Annotated in this window: 12 protein-coding genes; 5 read left to right on the top strand and 7 right to left on the bottom strand. The window is 60.7% G+C overall.

The features are described from left to right. Nucleotide 1: 1 nt before the first annotated feature. Genes POI8812_RS03190 through POI8812_RS03200 form a run of 3 tightly spaced genes read left to right on the top strand, consistent with a single transcriptional unit; the run spans nt 2 to nt 4798 of the window. Nucleotides 2-2161: a PqqD family peptide modification chaperone gene (locus tag POI8812_RS03190; protein WP_108781065.1), complete on the top strand. Its 2160-nt coding sequence runs from the start codon at nt 2-4 to the stop codon at nt 2159-2161. Beyond that, nucleotides 2158-4110, top strand: coding sequence for a preprotein translocase subunit SecA (locus POI8812_RS03195; RefSeq protein WP_108781066.1), 1953 nt, complete (start codon nt 2158-2160; stop codon nt 4108-4110). The genes POI8812_RS03190 and POI8812_RS03195 overlap by 4 nt, the downstream gene beginning before the upstream one ends. Beyond that, nucleotides 4079-4798 (top strand): efflux RND transporter periplasmic adaptor subunit, encoded by a 720-nt coding sequence (locus POI8812_RS03200; protein WP_108781067.1) that lies wholly within the window; start codon nt 4079-4081, stop codon nt 4796-4798. The genes POI8812_RS03195 and POI8812_RS03200 overlap by 32 nt, the downstream gene beginning before the upstream one ends. Nucleotides 4799-4830: 32 nt before the next feature. Here POI8812_RS03200 and gyrB read toward each other — a convergent pair whose 3' ends face one another. Beyond that, nucleotides 4831-7245: a DNA topoisomerase (ATP-hydrolyzing) subunit B gene (gyrB, locus tag POI8812_RS03205; RefSeq protein WP_108781068.1), complete on the bottom strand. Its 2415-nt coding sequence runs from the start codon at nt 7243-7245 to the stop codon at nt 4831-4833. A 218-nt stretch (nt 7246-7463) separates the two neighbouring features. On the opposite strand from gyrB, the gene POI8812_RS03210 reads away from it, so the two are divergent. After that, nucleotides 7464-8843: a DUF3179 domain-containing (seleno)protein gene (locus POI8812_RS03210; protein WP_108781069.1), complete on the top strand. Its 1380-nt coding sequence runs from the start codon at nt 7464-7466 to the stop codon at nt 8841-8843. Nucleotides 8844-8919: 76 nt separating this feature from the next. Here the strand turns inward: POI8812_RS03210 and POI8812_RS03215 are convergent, their stop codons facing one another. The 3 genes from POI8812_RS03215 to dnaN all read right to left on the bottom strand — a co-directional run bounded on the left by POI8812_RS03215 (nt 8920) and on the right by dnaN (nt 12148). Then, on the bottom strand, nt 8920-9747 hold the full coding sequence (locus tag POI8812_RS03215; RefSeq protein ID WP_108781070.1) for an HpcH/HpaI aldolase family protein: 828 nt from the start codon (nt 9745-9747) through the stop codon (nt 8920-8922). A 166-nt stretch (nt 9748-9913) separates the two neighbouring features. Then, nucleotides 9914-11011, bottom strand: a complete 1098-nt coding sequence (recF, locus tag POI8812_RS03220) for a DNA replication/repair protein RecF (RefSeq protein ID WP_108781071.1) — start codon at nt 11009-11011, stop codon at nt 9914-9916. 18 nt (nt 11012-11029) lie between these two features. Further along, complete coding sequence (gene dnaN, locus POI8812_RS03225) at nt 11030-12148, bottom strand: DNA polymerase III subunit beta (RefSeq protein WP_108781072.1); 1119 nt, start codon at nt 12146-12148, stop codon at nt 11030-11032. A gap of 180 nt (nt 12149-12328) precedes the next feature. Between dnaN and POI8812_RS03230 the strand changes: the two genes are divergently transcribed. Then, nucleotides 12329-12712, top strand: coding sequence for a DUF1330 domain-containing protein (locus tag POI8812_RS03230; RefSeq protein ID WP_108781501.1), 384 nt, complete (start codon nt 12329-12331; stop codon nt 12710-12712). Here POI8812_RS03230 and POI8812_RS03235 read toward each other — a convergent pair. The 3 genes from POI8812_RS03235 to POI8812_RS03245 are packed head-to-tail and all read right to left on the bottom strand — an operon-like array spanning nt 12709 to nt 16953. Next, entirely contained in the window at nt 12709-13614 is a 906-nt protein-coding gene (locus POI8812_RS03235) for a homocysteine S-methyltransferase family protein (RefSeq protein ID WP_108781073.1), read from the bottom strand. The two genes, POI8812_RS03230 and POI8812_RS03235, sit on opposite strands and share 4 nt — an antisense overlap. Before the next feature lie 12 nt (nt 13615-13626). Further along, nucleotides 13627-15219 (bottom strand): bifunctional phosphoribosylaminoimidazolecarboxamide formyltransferase/IMP cyclohydrolase, encoded by a 1593-nt coding sequence (purH, locus tag POI8812_RS03240; RefSeq protein ID WP_108781074.1) that lies wholly within the window; start codon nt 15217-15219, stop codon nt 13627-13629. Between the two features lie 15 nt (nt 15220-15234). Further along, the gene (locus tag POI8812_RS03245; RefSeq protein WP_108781075.1) at nt 15235-16953 is read right to left on the bottom strand and encodes a heparinase II/III family protein; all 1719 of its coding nucleotides are present in this window, start codon (nt 16951-16953) and stop codon (nt 15235-15237) included. Between the last annotated feature and the right edge of the window lie 8 nt (nt 16954-16961).

A 16961-nucleotide genomic window follows, 5' to 3' on the forward strand; every position in this document is an offset into this window, starting at 1 on the left:
CATGGCGCGCGCGCAGCTTCTCTCGCAGGACTGGTACCGCGTTGCCGAGCTGCGCCCTCGCCTACGCGCACAAATTGATGTCGCGCTGCACGAATATCTGGGGACACGCTGGTATGTCTTGCTCGATCAGGCGAGCGGGAAGACCCATCGACTGGCCGAGGCCGCATGGGCCGTTGTGCGTCGTTTTGATGGGCAACGCAGTCTTGATGACATCTGGACCCAGCTAGCCCGTGACAACGACCCGGACCTGCCGCCACAAGACGAGTTCATAGAGTTAATGAGCCGTCTCTATGACAGTGGCATTGTCAGCGTTGAGGGCATCCCAAAGGCAGAGAAGCTTGCCAGCAGCCAGCGCAAAAAGGCCCTCGCCCCGCTCAAAGCCCTGCTGAAATCCCCAGTCAGTCAGAAAATCCCGCTCTACAATCCATCTGCCTGGCTGGACGGCCCTGCGGCGGGGCGCGTCGCACGTGCCCTTTTCTCACCGCTTGCGCTGCTACTGCTGGTCATTCTGATGGGGCGCGCGGGGTTGGAGCTGATCCGTCAGTGGGAGCCGCTGACAGGCAATCTTGCCGACCGCGCGCTTGCTCCCAACAATCTCATCATCCTGATTTGCGTCTATCCCGTCGTGAAGTTGGTGCATGAGCTTGCCCATGCCCTTGCCGTCCGGCGCTTTGACGGGCACGTGACTGAGACGGGCATCATGTTCTTGATCTTTGTTCCCATGCCCTATGTGGATGCATCGGCTGCGAACTATTTTCGCGCGCATGGCTCTCGGGCGATTGTCGCACTGGCGGGTATTCTTGCGGAATTGGGGATCGGCGCGGCTGCAATCCTGCTCTGGGCTGATACCGAGCCGGGCCTGGTGCGCGCGGTGCTCTTCAACGTGATCATCATCTGCACGATTTCGACACTGTTCTTCAATGGCAACCCGCTGCTGCGCTTCGATGCCTACTACGCGCTGGCCGATATCACGCAGACCCCCAATCTGGGCAATCGGGGCCAGCAACTTCTGGGCGCGTGGTTCAAGCGTCTGTTTGGCTACCCCCCCGAACCGGAGACCGAGACGGCGGGCTCCTCAGGCCGTTTTTATATGATGAGCTATGCCGCCGCGGCGTTTTGCTATCGTGTGTTCGTGACCTTTTCGATTGCAGCCATTGTTACGGACAAGGTTCCCTATATCGGGCAAGTTCTGGCAATCTGGATCGTAATGGCCGGTCTGATTTGGCCGAATGCGCAGGCCGCGTGGAAAAACCTCCGCAGCCCGGCCTTCACTCAACGCAAACGGAGGATCACCATCCGTCTACTTGCAACCATCGCGGCCCTTGTGGCGCTGATCTTCTTTGTGCCGCTGCCAAGCTCCACAACCGTGCGGGCCCTGGTCGCGAGCGGGGAGGAGGCTGCCGTCTATTCCGGCTCGGAGGGTTTCATCACCGAAAGGCTCGTCACAGAGGGCGATGTGGTCGAGGAGGGCGATGCCATTCTGCGGTTGCGGCCCGAACGGCTGGAGACTGAAGGCGACTCACTCACTGCACGCTTTGATGCGCGCGAGGCTGAGCTGCGCATCGCAAGGGCACAGGGGAACCTGACACTTGCAGGCGCTATCGCAGAGGAGTTGCGCGCGCTCGAAGCGGCCCGCAATCAGAATGCAGCACGTGTCGCCGCTGCATTGGTCACGTCCCCACGCGCCGGGGTTTGGGTCTGGGATGATCCGGCCCCGCAGGAAGGATCTTTGATCCTGCGTGGATCGCGCATCGGCTTGGTGGATCGTCCTGACAGTCGGGAATTGCTCGCCATGATCCCCGAGGGGGCAGATCGAAAGCTCGCGAGAGGGATCGAAGACATCAGCTTCATCGCGCCATCCCGTGCTGATCAGGTCCTGACGGCGGGCCCAATGCGGATTATGCCCAATGCCTCGCGCACGCTGATGGACGAGCGATTGGCTGATCGGTTCGGCGGTCCCGTTCTGACCGAGCCAATTCCCGATACGGATCAGTATCAGGCCACGTCCCCGTATTTCTGGATCGAGGTCGAAGCACCTCTTGACCAGTTCGCGCTGGGCGAACTTGTTCATCTCAAAATCAGCCATCCGTGGGAGCCGTTGGCCCCCCGCATCGTGCAGCCGCTGATCCGCGAAGTCCTGCGGCGCTTCGGTCCGGGATGAGCGGCGCACTGACGATACCTGCGCCGCGCAGCCCCCTTCCGGTACGTGCACCAGAGCGTGTTGAGCGGAAGGAAAAGGTCCCAACCTTCGTGCTGACCGCTGCCGGGCTGTGGCAGAACAACCGGTTGCGACGGAAGGCATGGTTGAGGGCGATCCGGGCCGCCCGCGGTTCGCTTGCAGATGCAGACTTGATTGAAGAGGCGCAGGCGCTTGGGCAACTCTTGCGGCGTGGTCGGCTGACCGGGCCTCTGCTCGTTCGAGGTCTTAGCCTGCTTGATGAGGCTTTTCATCGCGAGACCGGTTTTCGCTATCACGACACTCAGCTCATGGCGGGCATTCATTTGTGCACCGGCAAATTTGTGGAGATGGCGACGGGTGAGGGCAAGACCTTCACCGCCGCGCTCCCCGCTGCAATCCATGCTTTGTCCGGCTGTGCGGTCCACGTCGTAACAGTCAACGACTATCTGGCAGAGCGTGATGCCGAGGAAACCCGCCCGATCCTCGAACGGCTGGGGCTGACCTGCGCCCATGTCATCCACGACATGAAAGAGCCGGAAAAGCGGTTGGCCTATGCCGCTAACGTGACATACTGCACCAACAAGGAACTGGTGTTTGACTACCTGCGCGACCGCTCGAAGGAGGCAACACGCTCCCCGCTTGCCTATCGCCTGTGGTTGGAGGGAGACGGCCAACCGCTCGTCACGGATCTCGATTTCGTCATCATCGACGAGGCGGACAGCGTCCTGATCGACGAGGCTAACATCCCGCTCATTTTGACCGAACCCACGCGCACCACGCTCTCCGTTCAATTCATCGAGCAGGCGGTGCAGCTCGCGGCGGAGGCGCCCGAAGAGATGTGGGAAAAGGAAGACGATCTCGGGTTTTCCGCGCTCAGGACAGAGTTGATGACGGATTTGATCGCGACCCTGAAGGGTCCCGATCCCGAATGGGCCGCGCTTGCCCTTGCCGAAGAGATGCTGACACAGGCGAAAGCGGCGCAGGACAGATTTCGTGCCGATACACACTACATCGTTGAAGAGGAAAAAATCGTCCTCGTGGATCAGCAGACCGGCCGTCCCATGCCCGACCGCTCCCTGCCATTCGGATTGCAGCAGATCCTCGAAGTGCGCGAAGGATTGGAGCCTACGGCCTCCCGCAAGACGCTCTCAAAGCTCAGCTTTCAGACGTTCTTTCGCAAGTATCACAAGATCGCGGGGATGAGCGGCACTCTCAAGGAAGTTCGCAAGGAGATGCGCGATACCTACCGTACGGCGCTCGCCGCCGTACCGACCAACAAGCCCATCATTCGCAAACGCCAGATCCGCAGGCTGTTTCACACCACCGCTGAAAAGTTGGACTGGGCTGCAAGCCGTGCTGAGGCGGTCCGTGCGCAGGGCCGGCCCGTTCTGCTTGGCGTTTCATCGGTCGGATTGTCAGAGGAGCTTTCAGAGCGCTTGCAGGATCTCGGACTGCCACATGACGTGCTCAACGCACGACGGCTGGAAGAAGAGGCCGATATCGTTGCAGAGGCCGGACATCCGGGCCGCGTCACGATCGTGACCAACATGGCTGGACGTGGAACCGACATCAAACTCAGCGCAGAGGTTAAGGCGGCGGGCGGTCTTCATGTTGTCATCCTCGATGCGCTCGACAGTGACCGGTTGGACAGGCAGCTTTATGGCCGGGCAGGGCGTCAGGGCGATCCGGGCAGCTATGACATTGTTCATGCGTTGGATGAGCCGGAATTAAAGCGTCTTGTGCCGAAACGCACCATCGCTACTCTGTCTATCATGCTAACCGTTGGGCGACCGTTCGTGAGCAAGGTATACTTTGCCTATATCGCGCACCGCCGAACACGGTTGGAGAATATCAGACGGGGCAGACGTACGAAGCTGCTTAAGAGTGAGGAAAAGCGCGATGAAATGCTCAGCTTTACGCGTCGCGGTTAGCGTGCTTTTAGCCTTCCCTGGGGCGGTTTTCGCCCAGCAGGAATCGGCCTCATTCTTTTCAAACTGCCTTATTCGTCCCGCAGAACATACTGAGCTGGCCAGCGCGGTGCAGGAGGTTGCCGTCGCACGGCCCGTTGCGCTGGGGCAGCGGGTCCGTGAAGGCGAGGCGCTGATCGAATTCGGCCATGCGGCGCTCGATGCACGTCTTGCCAGGCTCGAGAACGAAATTGGTTTTGCAGAGCGGGCGCTCGCCCGGGGGGAGCGCTTGGGTAACCTTCTGCCAGATGCAGAGCGTGACGAACTGTCCAACGCCGTTGCACGCGCGCGCGCCGACGCAGCCGAAGTACGGGCCGAGCGTGATCGTTATATCCTGCGCGCGCCCCATGCAGGTATCATTGTCGATACACCTCTATCAGTGGGGGAGCTGGCGACGGACCAGCCCGTGATGACCATCATCGATGTCTCCACGTTGCGGGCGGAGATATCGGTGCCAGCGGCATTGCACGGGCGCTATAGCGTCGGTCAGTCCCTGGTTCTGCGATCAGAAACTGGCGCGGAAAAGCGCGGCACGATCAGTTTCGTCGATCCGGTCATCGACTTTGGAAGCCGCACATTCCGACTACATGCGGATGTGGACAATGCGGATAACGGCTGGCTCGCAGGTCTGTCCTGCACCGTCGTGTTCTAGAACGTTCGAGCCAGCCCGATCCTCTGCGTCGACTAGAAGTCGAGATTTTCAACGCTGAGCGCGTTGTCCTGAATAAACTGCCGACGCGGCTCGACCACATCGCCCATCAGCTTGGTAAATATCTCATCTGCCTCGTCCATCTGGTCGACCTTGACCTGAAGCAAGGTGCGGGCTTCCGCGTCCAAGGTGGTCTCCCACAACTGATCCGGGTTCATTTCGCCAAGACCCTTATAGCGTTGCAAGCTCAGCCCACGCTCACCTTCCGCAATGACAAGGTCGAGCAGTTCGGTCGGTGCATGCACGGTGATGTGCTTGTCCTTGCGGTGTAGCTTTGCCGGCGCGCCGTAAACCTCCTGCAATCCGTCGGTGAACTCAGCCAGTTTACGCCCCTCACCAGAGCGGAAGACGCGGCCATCCAATGTGCGCACTTCCTCGACACCACGCACGACGCGACTGAACCGTAAGCCGCCATCCTGCGTCGGACGGCCGGACCAGCCCTTTTCCGTCTCTGGCGCGATCAGATTCAGACGGTCCGCCACACGGTCGGCTGCGGCCTGTGCATCACCTTGGATGCTCTCTGCCTGCATGGCCCCGGCAATTGCCGCCTGCTCCAGCACCACGCGGGGCACATGGGTCGGGAATGCGTTGATGACACCACGTACCTTGCGCGCGGTGCTTACGACCTCTGCCAGATCGGCACCAGTGCGCTGCTCGCCTGATCCCAGTTCCAGCATCGCATCGTTCAGGCCCTGCTCGATCAGGTAATCATCAAGGGCGGCCTGATCCTTCAGATAGACCTCCGACTTGCCGCGTGCGACCTTATAGAGCGGCGGTTGCGCGATATAGAGGTGCCCATTCTCGATCAGCTGCGGCATCTGGCGGTAGAAGAACGTCAGCAGCAGCGTGCGGATATGTGCGCCGTCTACATCAGCATCGGTCATGATGATGATCTTGTGATAGCGCAGCTTCTCGATATTGAATTCGTCGCGCCCGATTCCGGTGCCGAGCGCCATGACGAGGTTGCCGATCTCCTGCGAGCCGAGCATCCGGTCGAAACGCGCGCGCTCCACGTTCAGGATCTTGCCGCGCAGGGGAAGCACGGCCTGTGTCCCGCGATCCCGGCCTTGCGTCGCCGATCCACCGGCGGAGTCGCCCTCCACCAGAAGCAGTTCGGTTTTCGATGGATCCTTCTCAGAACAATCCTTCAGCTTTCCCGCCAGATACGTCACGTCCATCGGGTTTTTGCGCCGGGTCAACTCGCGGGCCTTGCGCGCCGCCTCGCGGGCCTGTGCGGCCTCCACGATCTTGCCCACAACCATGCGCGCCTCGTTCGGGTTTTCCTCGAACCACTCGGCCAACTTTTCATTCATCAGACTTTCGACCGCCGGACGCACCTCGGAGGAGACGAGCTTGTCCTTGGTCTGGCTGGAGAATTTCGGGTCAGGCACCTTGACGGAGAGTACGCAGGTCAGCCCCTCGCGCGCATCGTCACCGGTCAGCGTCACCTTTTCCTTTTTCGCTATGCCGGAAGAGGCGACGTAGTTGTTGATCGTGCGCGTCAGCGCTCCACGGAAACCGGCCATATGGGTGCCGCCGTCGCGCTGCGGAATGTTGTTGGTGAAGGGCAGAACATTCTCGTGATAGCTGTCATTCCACCACATCGCGACCTCGACACCGATATCGTCACGCTCTCCGGTTACGAAGATCGGTTCGTCAATCATCGCTGTCTTTGATCGGTCGAGATAGCGCACGAATTCCCGCACGCCGCCCTCATACTCCATCGTTGTCTCAAGCGGCTCTGCCTCCCGCTCATCGATGATGGTGATGCGGACGCCGGAATTGAGGAAAGCAAGCTCGCGCAGGCGGTGTTCCAACGTCGCGAACTTGTAGTTCACATCCGAGAACGTGTCGGTCGATGCAAGGAAGCGCACCTCCGTCCCGGTGCGATCCGTGTCGCCCACGACCTCCAGATGCTTGACCGTGTCACCACGTTCGAACCGGGCGACATGTTCCTTGCCCTCGCGCCAGATGCGCAGTTCCAGCCAGTCGCTGAGCGCGTTTACAACCGAGACGCCGACCCCGTGCAGACCACCAGAGACCTTGTAGGAATTGCTGTCGAACTTACCGCCCGCGTGAAGCTGGGTCATGATGACCTCAGCGGCAGAAACGCCCTCTTCCTCATGGATGCCGACCGGGATTCCGCGCCCGTTGTCGCTGACAGACACGCTGCCATCGACATGCAGAATGACCTTTACTTCATCAGCATGACCGGCCAGCGCTTCGTCAATTCCGTTGTCGACGACCTCATACACCATGTGGTGCAGGCCCGAACCGTCATCCGTGTCACCGATATACATCCCGGGCCGCTTGCGCACAGCCTCCAAGCCCTTGAGAACCTTGATGGAATCAGCGCCGTAATCCTGATTGTTCTCGTTGGAGTCTGACATCTGCTTAGCCCTCTATTTTGTGTTCCGTTTCTATCGTTTTCTGTGAGCATTGTCACGGGCTTGACCCACGAAATACGGCAGCTTCCCGGGTGCCGTAACGGTCGGCGTTCACGCGGACTTAAGCGAACGTGATTAGGCAAAATAAGCGCGAAGGTTGAGAATTTCAGGCCAGTCCGGAAAGGACCCTGTCTCTGCCCGCTCGCGCAAGGAAATGACCCATGCTGAACATTCGCAATCTGCCCCGATGGCTCTGCGTCGCTACATCCGTGATCATCGGCGGTGTCGGTTGCACGACGACACCGGTCACCGCACAGCAGCTTCCCTCTTATGTTGTCGCCGAATTCGGCCAGCCGCCCGCCGTGCCCGAAGGTCCGATCAGTGCGGCACTGGCCGCCGACATTCAGACAGCCTTCGGGGACAATCTTGAACAATCGAGTTGGGGCCCGGTTGAGGTCGCCGCACTTGAACGGATCGTGGACGCAGGCGATCCCCGTTTGGTTTGGGTGATCAGCGACATGATGCGGTTCACATGGCGCGAGGCGCATGACAACGATCTGGCTGCCGCGGCAGAGGCGCTTTTGGGCATCACCATCAATACCCATCGCAGATGGGGAGCGGTGACCGACCATCTGATCGCATGGGATATTCCGTCCTATCCCGGGTATCTGCAGCACAAGCGCGCTATCTTCACCAACTTCATTCCCGGTTGGGACCGGATCTTTGTCGAGGGGGATATCGACTGGCGCCTTGTGTCCTGGGGCGGCGTCTTGATTGATGCGCGGCCCTATGACCGGACCCATCAGGCTTGCAACTGCATTCCCGCGGCGGACAATCCGCAGGTCAGCGCGGCGGATGAGGCTACATGGCTTGACGACGACGACATCGTGTTTGGCATCGAGGTGAATGGGGAATACCGCGCCTATCCCCGCCAGATCATGGAAGTGCGCGAGATGGTGAATGACACGCTGGGTGGCCGTGATCTTGGCATTCCGTACTGCACGCTTTGCGGTGCAGCGCAGGCATATTTCACCGATCAACTGCCAGCTGGGGTAGAGCGTCCGGTCCTGCGCACCACTGGCCTGCTGATCCGGTCGAACAAGGTCATGTACGACATCACAACGCACTCCGTATTCGACACCTTCCTGGGTCGCGCCGTGACAGGCCCTCTGGCGGAGATCGGCCTGCAATTGGAACAGGCGACAGTCGTGACCACCGACTGGGGAACATGGCGGCGCACGCATCCTGAAACAACGGTATTGGTCGAATCCCTCGCCCTTGGACGGGACTTTGATTTCCGAAATGGACGTGATGCGAACGGCCCGATCTTCCCTGTAGGCGACGTCGATCCTCGGCTCGATGTCCACGACGACGTCATCGGCGTGATCACTGCTTCAGGTCAGCCCATCGCGTTTGAGCGGCGCGCTGCATTGCTTGCTTTGCGGCAGGGACAAGAGATCGCGTTTGAAAACGTCAGGCTGGAACTCGATGCAGGCGGCATCCGCGCGGTCGATGTGGATGGGTCAGATCTGGGCAGTCACGAGGCTTTCTGGTTCGCTTGGTCGCAATTCCACCCGGGTACAGAGCTTTGGACGCTCTGATCTAAAGCCACCTTCGAAAGGGCTGCGCCCCCGGCTGCACGATCTGCAACCGGGGGCGCTTACTATACAGGCAGATTTAGTGCGGGACAGTCAGCGGATGCTTCGGCCCGGCAACCCCGTCACGCACATAAGCGTGCACCGGATCGGGACGGCGTGCCCAAGCCGCCGTTTGAGCCACACGAGACTTCAGGTGAAGCACGTCGAAGCCCGAGACGATGCGGTACCCTTCAGAGAACCGCGCAGCCGCATCCTCTTCCGTCAATGCAATCCCGCCGAGCGGAATGCCCGCGCCCCGCGCGGCACTTTCAACACGTGCTGTCGCTTTGACGAATTGCGGGTGATCGAATTGACCTGGAATGCCCATCGTGGCCGACAGGTCGAAGGCGGCAAGGATCATGTAATCGATGCCTTCCTGCTCGACGATCGCATCAATATTGGCGACCGCCTCAACCGTCTCGATCAGGATACCGCAGGTCAGGCGATCTTCGATGGTCTTGGCATAGGTCATCATGTCATTGGGCCAGCGTGAGTGGGCGATGAACGGACCAAAGCCACGCGTACCCATTGACCCCGGATACCGCATGGAGGCTACGGCGCGCTTCACGTCATAGGCGTCCTTGACGAGGGGGAAGATGATCCCCTCCGCGCCAAGATCGAGGACGCGCTTCACCTCGGCATCGGCTATTTCACTGACGCGAACCACGGGTGCGCACTCCGTGCCTTGGGTCGCTGCGATCATAGCATGGCATGTCCCGTAATCGACGGCACCATGTTCACGGTCGATCACCACCACATCCGCGCCTGAGGCGGCAATTGCCTGTGTTACAACAGCGGACGGGATCACATTCACATGCATGCTCAAACGCTTGGTGGGATCGGCAAGCTTCTGCTTGAAACTGGTCATTCTGACGCTCCTCTCAAATCTGATGCACACAGCATCGGGTGCGCCTCACGTTCCGTAAAGCATTCAAATTATTACATTTTTTCCTAAAAACTTAATGAATGTTTAACGAAACTACTGTTCAGACGAAGGGAAGCTGCGTATGGGCGAACCGCAGCCTGATGGCGGCTTAACGCGCAGATGTCAGTTTGGTTTCACCTGCAATTTCTGAAAGTTGCAGAAATTGCGCCCGGCCTTCGAGTGATTCGAAAAGCTCGGCTCCGGTGCCGGTCATCCAAGCCTGTGCACCAAGCTCGATGATCTCGTCATAAAGGGCTGATCTGCGCCCTGCGTCAAGATGCGCACCAATTTCGTCCAAAAGAAGGACGGGTCGATTAACTTTTTCCGAGGAAAGTGCCCGCGCATTGGAGAGAATCACTGACACCAGCAGGGCCTTTTGCTCTCCGGTTGAGCAGTCCCGTGCCTCCATATCCTTCGCTGAGTAGACAGCATGCAAGTCGTCGCGATGCGGACCATTCAGCGTCCGACCCGCCGCCATGTCGCGCCCACGACCCTCGGCCAGACGGGGCGCAAGATCGTCTTCGTTCTGACGGACCGCACCATCTGGCCCGATCAGAGACAGCCGCGCCGCGGGAAACGCGGTGGTCGCGGCGTCTTGTGCGACCCCAAGACGATCAAGCGTGTTGCGCCTGCTCGCCGTAATCCTGCTGCCGAATTCCACCAGATGCTCTTCAAGGGCCTCGTACCAGCGGGGGTCACGCACTTGATCTTTCAGCAGCCGGTTCCGCTCCCGCATGGCGCGCTCATATCCCAGCACGGCTTCCGCGTGATCGGGAAAGAAACTCATGGACATGCGGTCGAGAAATCGTCGTCTCTCTGACGCGCCATCCAGCCACAGTCGATCCATTGAGGGCACCAACCATACGATGCGCAGCAACTTGGCGAGAGCGGTCTGCGGGGCGGTCTTGCCGTCGATCTCAACCGTGCGAGAGCCTTCGCCCTGCAACCGTGTCACAATCTCCCGCGGGCCATCGGCTTCGATCCCTGCGCGTACCTGCCAGCCCAGCCGTTCAGGCGCGCGCGACAGATCTCCAACCGGCACACGGCGCAGGCCCCGCCCCGGCGACAACATGGAAATGGCCTCAAGTATATTGGTCTTGCCCGCCCCATTTGGCCCGTGGATCGCAATAGGCCGCGCATCAACGTCGATCTCACTGAGCTTATGAGACCTGAACATTGAGAGTTTGAGAGACGTGATATGGGGCATCGCCCCAGCCAGACCCCGTCAGACGCGCATCGGCATGACGACGTAAACAGCGCTTTCGTCATTGCCTTCGCGCATCAGCGTCGGGTCGCCAGAGGAGTTGAACATGAACACTGCGTTCTCCCGATCCACCTGGCTGGCGATTTCCAGCAGATATTTCGCGTTGAAGCCGATCTCCAACCGTTCATCGCCATAGGCCACGGCCAGCTCTTCATCCGCGGCACCGCTATCGGGTGCATTTACGCTGAGAACCAGACGATCCTCATCCAGTGCAAGCTTCACGGCGCGGCTCCGCTCGGACGATACGGTCGAAACACGATCGACTGCCTGCGCAAACTCGGCCGCATCAACTTCCAGCCGCTTTACGTTGGATTGCGGGATAACACGGGTGTAGTCGGGGAAAGAGCCGTCGATGACCTTCGAGGTCAGCGTGATGTCCGGCGTGGCAAAGCGGATCTTTGTCTCGCTCACGCTGACTGCGATATCGGCGTCATCATCCGACAGCAGCTTCAGAAGTTCGGTCACCGTCTTGCGTGGTACGATCACGCCGGGGATCGAGTCTGCGCCGTCCGGCAGATCGGCATCAATACAGGCCAGCCGGTGTCCGTCCGTTGCAACGGCACGCAGCATCTGCCCGCCACTCGCGGTCGCGGAATGCAGATAGATCCCGTTCAGATAGTACCGCGTTTCCTCGGTCGAGATGGCGAATTTGGCCTTGTCGAAGAGCCGCCGCAGCAACGCGGCCTTGGCCCCGAAATTGCAGTCATATTCAGCACTGGCCATGATCGGGAAATCTTCGCGCGGCAACGTCGCGAGCGAAAAATTCGAGCGTCCCGCACGAATCTCAATCCGCCCGGCTGCCATGTCCTCGGACAGTTGCACCGTGGATCCGTCCGGCAACTTGCGCACGATGTCATGCAACATATGCGCGCTGACCGTCGTCGCCCCTGCGACTTCGACCATCGCGTCCGTCTTGTCGACAACCTCGATGTCCAGGTCTGTTGCTCGAAAGCTCAGGCTGTTGCCTTCCGCTTCGATCAGCACATTGGCCAGGATCGGAATGGTATTGCGCCGCTCGACAACCGACTGCGCACGGCTCATCGCTTTGAGTAGGGCGCTGCGTTCGATGCTGACTTTCATCGGTCGGTCTCCGAGGGTGGTTGGCAGGGTGGAAACGGTAGGCTGAACCGGGTCGGAGTGCAAATGCAAACCGGCAATTTTCCGCTCGCAATGCGGCTTTGCCGCAAGACCGATGAAACACCCTGTTCGCAAGCCCGCATTCACCTGACAGACTGGCGAAAAATCAGGAAGGCCACCGCCATGACAACACCCTATATCGACCCGACGCGAGAGCAGTTCGGCGCCTTCGCAAAGCTCCCTCAGGACACGCCCATCTCAATGCTGAATCTGGTCAAGCTGCGCGATGCAGCGGCCTATCGGCGCTATTCAAAGGAAACGGCACCAATTCTCGCCCGGGTGGGGGGGCATGTGGAATGGTCCGGGCAGTTCGAGGCGGTTCTGATCGGCCCGGACCAGGAAAGCTGGGACGTCGTCTTTATCGCGCGCTATCCCAATGCTGCGGCCTTTATCGAGATGATCCGCGATCCCGATTACCAACGGGCCGTCACGCACCGGCAGCATGCGGTCGAGACTTCACGTCTGATCCGCCTTGCACCGCGTGAGGCGGGCAATGGCTTCGGCTAAGGCCGCACGACACGGTGTCCGGCGGCGCGAATGCGCTGGGCCAGATGCGCGATATGGGCCGGACCAACCTCGCAACATCCGCCAACAATGGTCGCGCCCGCCGCGATCCAGGTCATGGCATGATCGGCATAGGCCTCAGGCGTCAGTTCAAGCCGTTTGGTCAGCCCTTTGACGGTTCCGCCAAATTCAAGATCCCCGGCAAATTCGAACCCGTTTGCATAGGCCCCAAAAGGCACATGAACTGTCGCAAGGATCGGCAAGCCTTGTGCAATAGCCTCGGGCCGAGAGCAATTCAGCAGGATCGCGTCGGCGCCCGCCTCGGCAACGGCACTAATCCCATCTTCCAACGGCTCGCCCGAGCGTAGGCGCGTTCCGTCACGATCATCGACGCTGAGTGCAATCCAGGCGAGGTGACCTGCGGCGACGATTGCGCGGGTGGCGGCGCCCGCCTCTCGGACACCAGACATCGTCTCGGCCAGCATTAGATCGCAATGATCGCCCTGTGCTGCAACCAGTCGCGCATAAGTCTGCTGCATCAGACCTTGCGGCGGCGCTGCATCAGGTCTGTAGCTCCACGCAAGCGGCGGCAGGCAGCCCGCGAGTGCCACATCACGGTCACCACGCGCAGCACTCGCAACGCGGATCGCAGCGGCCTGCAACCGTTCAAACAGCGCATCCGTATCCTCATCCGGTGCATGCCGGTGCAAACGTTCAGGCGTCACCGAATATGTGTTCAGTGTCGCCACAGTCGCGCCTGCCTCGAAGAAGTCACGGTGTACGGCTTCGACCAGATCTGGCCTGTCCGCCAGAACGCGGGCAGACCACATCGGTGTCGGATCCGCGTCATTCCGGGCGACAAGCTCTTGGCCCATGCCCCCGTCCAGCAGAACGATCTCAGCCATCGCAAGTCTCCGTTAGTGGCGGAAGTGCCGCATACCTGTGAACACCATCGCCAGACCAGCATCATCCGCGGCAGCAATGACTTCTTCATCCCGCATAGAGCCACCGGGCTGAATCACGGCCTTCGCCCCGGCAGCCGCAGCGGACAGCAACCCGTCAGCAAAGGGGAAGAAGGCGTCAGATGCGACGACACAGCCCTGTGTGAGCGGCGTGTCGAGGCCCATGGCCTCTGCCATATCCTCGGATTTTCGCGCCGCGATCCGGGCGCTGTCGACCCGGCTCATCTGCCCGGCGCCCACGCCGACCGTCGCCCCATCCTTGACATAGATGATGGCGTTCGATTTCACGTGTTTCGCCACCCGCCAGGCAAACAGCATGTCGGCCATTTCCGCATCTGAAGGCGCGCGTTTGGTCACGACCTTCAGGTCGTCCATCGTGATACGCCCATTGTCACGATCCTGCGCCAGCCAGCCACCCGCAACCTGCTTCATCATCAGGCCAGGAGCCGCCGGATCAGGCAGCGCATCGATCAACAACAGCCGCAGATTCTTCTTCTTGGCAAAAATATCCATGGCCGCCTCGTCTGCACCAGGCGCGATCACGACTTCGGTAAAGATCCCGGTAATCGCCTCGGCGGTTGCGGCGTCCAGCGGCTTGTTCAGTGCGATGATCCCGCCAAAGGCGGACGTGCGGTCGCAATCGAATGCGCGGGTATAGGCCTCAAGCAGAGTTTTACCGGTTGCGACACCACAAGGATTGGCGTGTTTGATGATCGCACAGGTCGGCGCGTCGTCGCCAAATTCGGCCACCAGCTCAACCGCCGCATCCGTGTCGTTGATGTTGTTATAGCTCAGAGCCTTGCCCTGGACCTGGCGGGCCGTGGCGACACCTGGACGGTTCGAGCCATCCGTGTAGAACGCTGCCCCCTGATGCGGGTTCTCGCCATAGCGCAGGCTTTCGGCCAGCGTGCCGCCAGCCGTGCGGCGACGCGGGGTCTTTTCGTCGAGCGCCTTGGCCATCCAGCTCGACACAGCGGTGTCATAAGCTGCCGTGCGGGCATAGGCGGTCAGGGCCATGCGCTGGCGGAACGCATAGGTCGTCTGACCGTCATTTTCCTCCAACTCGGCCAGCAGCGCTGTGTAGTCCTCTGCATCTACGATGGTGGTGACATCGCCGTGGTTCTTTGAGGCGGCGCGGATCATCGCTGGGCCGCCAATGTCGATGTTCTCAATGCAGGTCTCGTAATCCGCACCCTTGGCCACCGTTTCCTCGAACGGATAAAGGTTCACGACCAGCAGATCGATCGGCACGATCCCGTGCGCGTCCATCGCGCCAACATGGCCTGCATCGCCACGCAGCGCCAGCAGACCGCCATGCACCATCGGGTGGAGCGTCTTCACGCGACCGTCCATCATTTCCGGAAAGCCGGTCAGTTCGCTGACGTCGCGCACGTTGAGGCCCGCGTCCCGCAGTGCCTTAGCGGTGCCGCCGGTCGAAACCAATTCAACCCCACGCGCGGCCAATGCCTTGCCCAGATCGACCAGCCCGGTCTTGTCGGATACGGAAAGCAGCGCGCGTTGCAGCGGAGCAAGGTTCGAAACGGTCATGGCAGGGCAGGTCCTTCAGTCGTCTGACAGGTCTGGCACCACATCCCTGATCGCAGTCGATCCGCCGTCGATCCGGCGCAGCACCCAGTTCACGCGCGTCGAATAGTCCATTGCAGCGCCGGTGACCACGATTTGTTGCGACAAACGCGGATTTACCCGCCGACTGTCGAGATAGGTCGAATTGGAAAGCCCGATTTCCCCGCCGGACTGCCGGAAAACCCAGACTTCACCCGATTTCAGCGTCAGACTGACGGCCTCCCCTCCCAGGTCGAGCGTCGCTTCAACCTCGGGATGTAGGTGAAAGCGAATGGCAAAGGGGATGGGGGCGGCCTGCCGCTCTTTTGCGAACCGCGCGCGCTCCCTGCTCGATTGCGCGCTCAGCGTATCTTCCCCGCGCAATTCATCGCCTGCCGGCGACAGGAACAGCCGGCGGGAATGGATCAGCCCCGACCGGTTCGAGTATCCGTCATGGGTTCCCAGAACCCAATGGCCCGAAGGGTCGCGGGTCTGCTCGACGGCAACGGTTGTCGGTCCGTTGATCATCGGCGTCGCCTCGGCAGAGCCAAAGCGCTGCACGTCCCCGAAATCGGCCATCGCCCGATTGGCAACTTCCAGCGTCGTGTGGGCCGCTGTTTCCCGCGCGGCCTTGCGCCAGTCCTCTCCAAACCGGTCCCCCGGTCCTTGGTTCACGATCATCTGGCGACGCCCGCTCGACATTTCGAAGGCGAGCGTTCCGGCATGGGCGCGGAACGGGTCGCTGGGCATCGGACCGCCATCCAATATCACGACGGTGCGCCCTGCTGAAATGCGTGAATACCCCATGGCGGTGGCCGGTCGCTGACCTGCCCTTTCGCGACTGTCGAGCAAAGCCTGATCCAGTGCACCTTCCGCACCGCGCCCCCCACCGTGAAAGCGGGCGAGCGCGCCGTCACCCATGCGCAGGGCACGCAGCGCGGGAGCACATCGGGTGATGGCATCCAAATGCGTGCCTTCCGGTGCATGGCCCGCAGCCCGTTGCGCATCCGCGACCCAGACAAGAAGGGTGAAGATCTCCAGCAACTCTTCGGGGCTTCTGGATGGGATGGTTCCATCGGGACCAATCACGCCACAGGCTTTCGCCAGACCCCGGCGCGCGCTCTTCAAAGCCGACTCCGCCCCTTCGAGCGAAATCGCCGCATAGATCAGACCCGTCAGCGCCTCAAATCGGGGCAACCCATCCGCGGCATCATCCCAGGCGTGGTTGAGATATCCGGTCTGCCGCCCCAGCGACTTAAAAAACAGGTGAGAGGCGGTGGCCTCCTGCCCTTTCAGCAGAAAGGGCGCGTGTACGATCCAGCGAATCAGGCGACGTCCGGTGATATCCGGATACCAACCGGGCCCCTTGGCCGCGCCGAACCGTTCAATCCACTCCCAAACCCAATCCTGTGCCAGCGCGCGCGACGCATCGTCCCCTGCTGCCGCCAGATCGTCCAGCCAGACAAAACCCTGCGCCTCAAGCTTTGCGGCCTCGCTTGGCTCCGGCAGGTTCCAGATCCCGCGCGGGCCCGCTTCGATCATCTCGCCGCCCAGTTGGAAGAGCCCGGCCTTCATCTGCCGGGCAAGGGCCGCATCCCCGATCCGTCGCGGCTCTGGCTGCGATCGGATTGCCTTCACCTTCGATGCAAAGGCAGAACGCAACGCCTGAACGCGATTGTCAGCGGCGCTTAGTCTGTTGCGAAGGGTAGGGCGGGCCATGAGCGATC

It is taken from the genome of Pontivivens insulae (assembly GCF_900302495.1).
Lineage (GTDB): Bacteria > Pseudomonadota > Alphaproteobacteria > Rhodobacterales > Rhodobacteraceae > Pontivivens > Pontivivens insulae.

Bases quoted from the DNA above. Each gene is read 5' to 3' on its own strand.
- POI8812_RS03235 (WP_108781073.1), bottom strand. From the start codon at position 13,614: ATGGCTGAGATCGTTCTGCTGGACGGGGGCATGGGCCAAGAGCTTGTC.
- POI8812_RS03215 (WP_108781070.1), bottom strand. From the start codon at position 9,747: ATGACCAGTTTCAAGCAGAAGCTTGCCGATCCCACCAAGCGTTTGAGC.
- POI8812_RS03245 (WP_108781075.1), bottom strand. From the start codon at position 16,953: ATGGCCCGCCCTACCCTTCGCAACAGACTAAGCGCCGCTGACAATCGC.
- dnaN (WP_108781072.1), bottom strand. From the start codon at position 12,148: ATGAAAGTCAGCATCGAACGCAGCGCCCTACTCAAAGCGATGAGCCGT.
- POI8812_RS03210 (WP_108781069.1), top strand. From the start codon at position 7,464: ATGCTGAACATTCGCAATCTGCCCCGATGGCTCTGCGTCGCTACATCC.
- POI8812_RS03200 (WP_108781067.1), top strand. From the start codon at position 4,079: ATGAAATGCTCAGCTTTACGCGTCGCGGTTAGCGTGCTTTTAGCCTTC.
- recF (WP_108781071.1), bottom strand. From the start codon at position 11,011: ATGCCCCATATCACGTCTCTCAAACTCTCAATGTTCAGGTCTCATAAG.
- POI8812_RS03230 (WP_108781501.1), top strand. From the start codon at position 12,329: ATGACAACACCCTATATCGACCCGACGCGAGAGCAGTTCGGCGCCTTC.
- gyrB (WP_108781068.1), bottom strand. From the start codon at position 7,245: ATGTCAGACTCCAACGAGAACAATCAGGATTACGGCGCTGATTCCATC.
- POI8812_RS03190 (WP_108781065.1), top strand. From the start codon at position 2: ATGGCGCGCGCGCAGCTTCTCTCGCAGGACTGGTACCGCGTTGCCGAG.
- POI8812_RS03195 (WP_108781066.1), top strand. From the start codon at position 2,158: ATGAGCGGCGCACTGACGATACCTGCGCCGCGCAGCCCCCTTCCGGTA.
- purH (WP_108781074.1), bottom strand. From the start codon at position 15,219: ATGACCGTTTCGAACCTTGCTCCGCTGCAACGCGCGCTGCTTTCCGTA.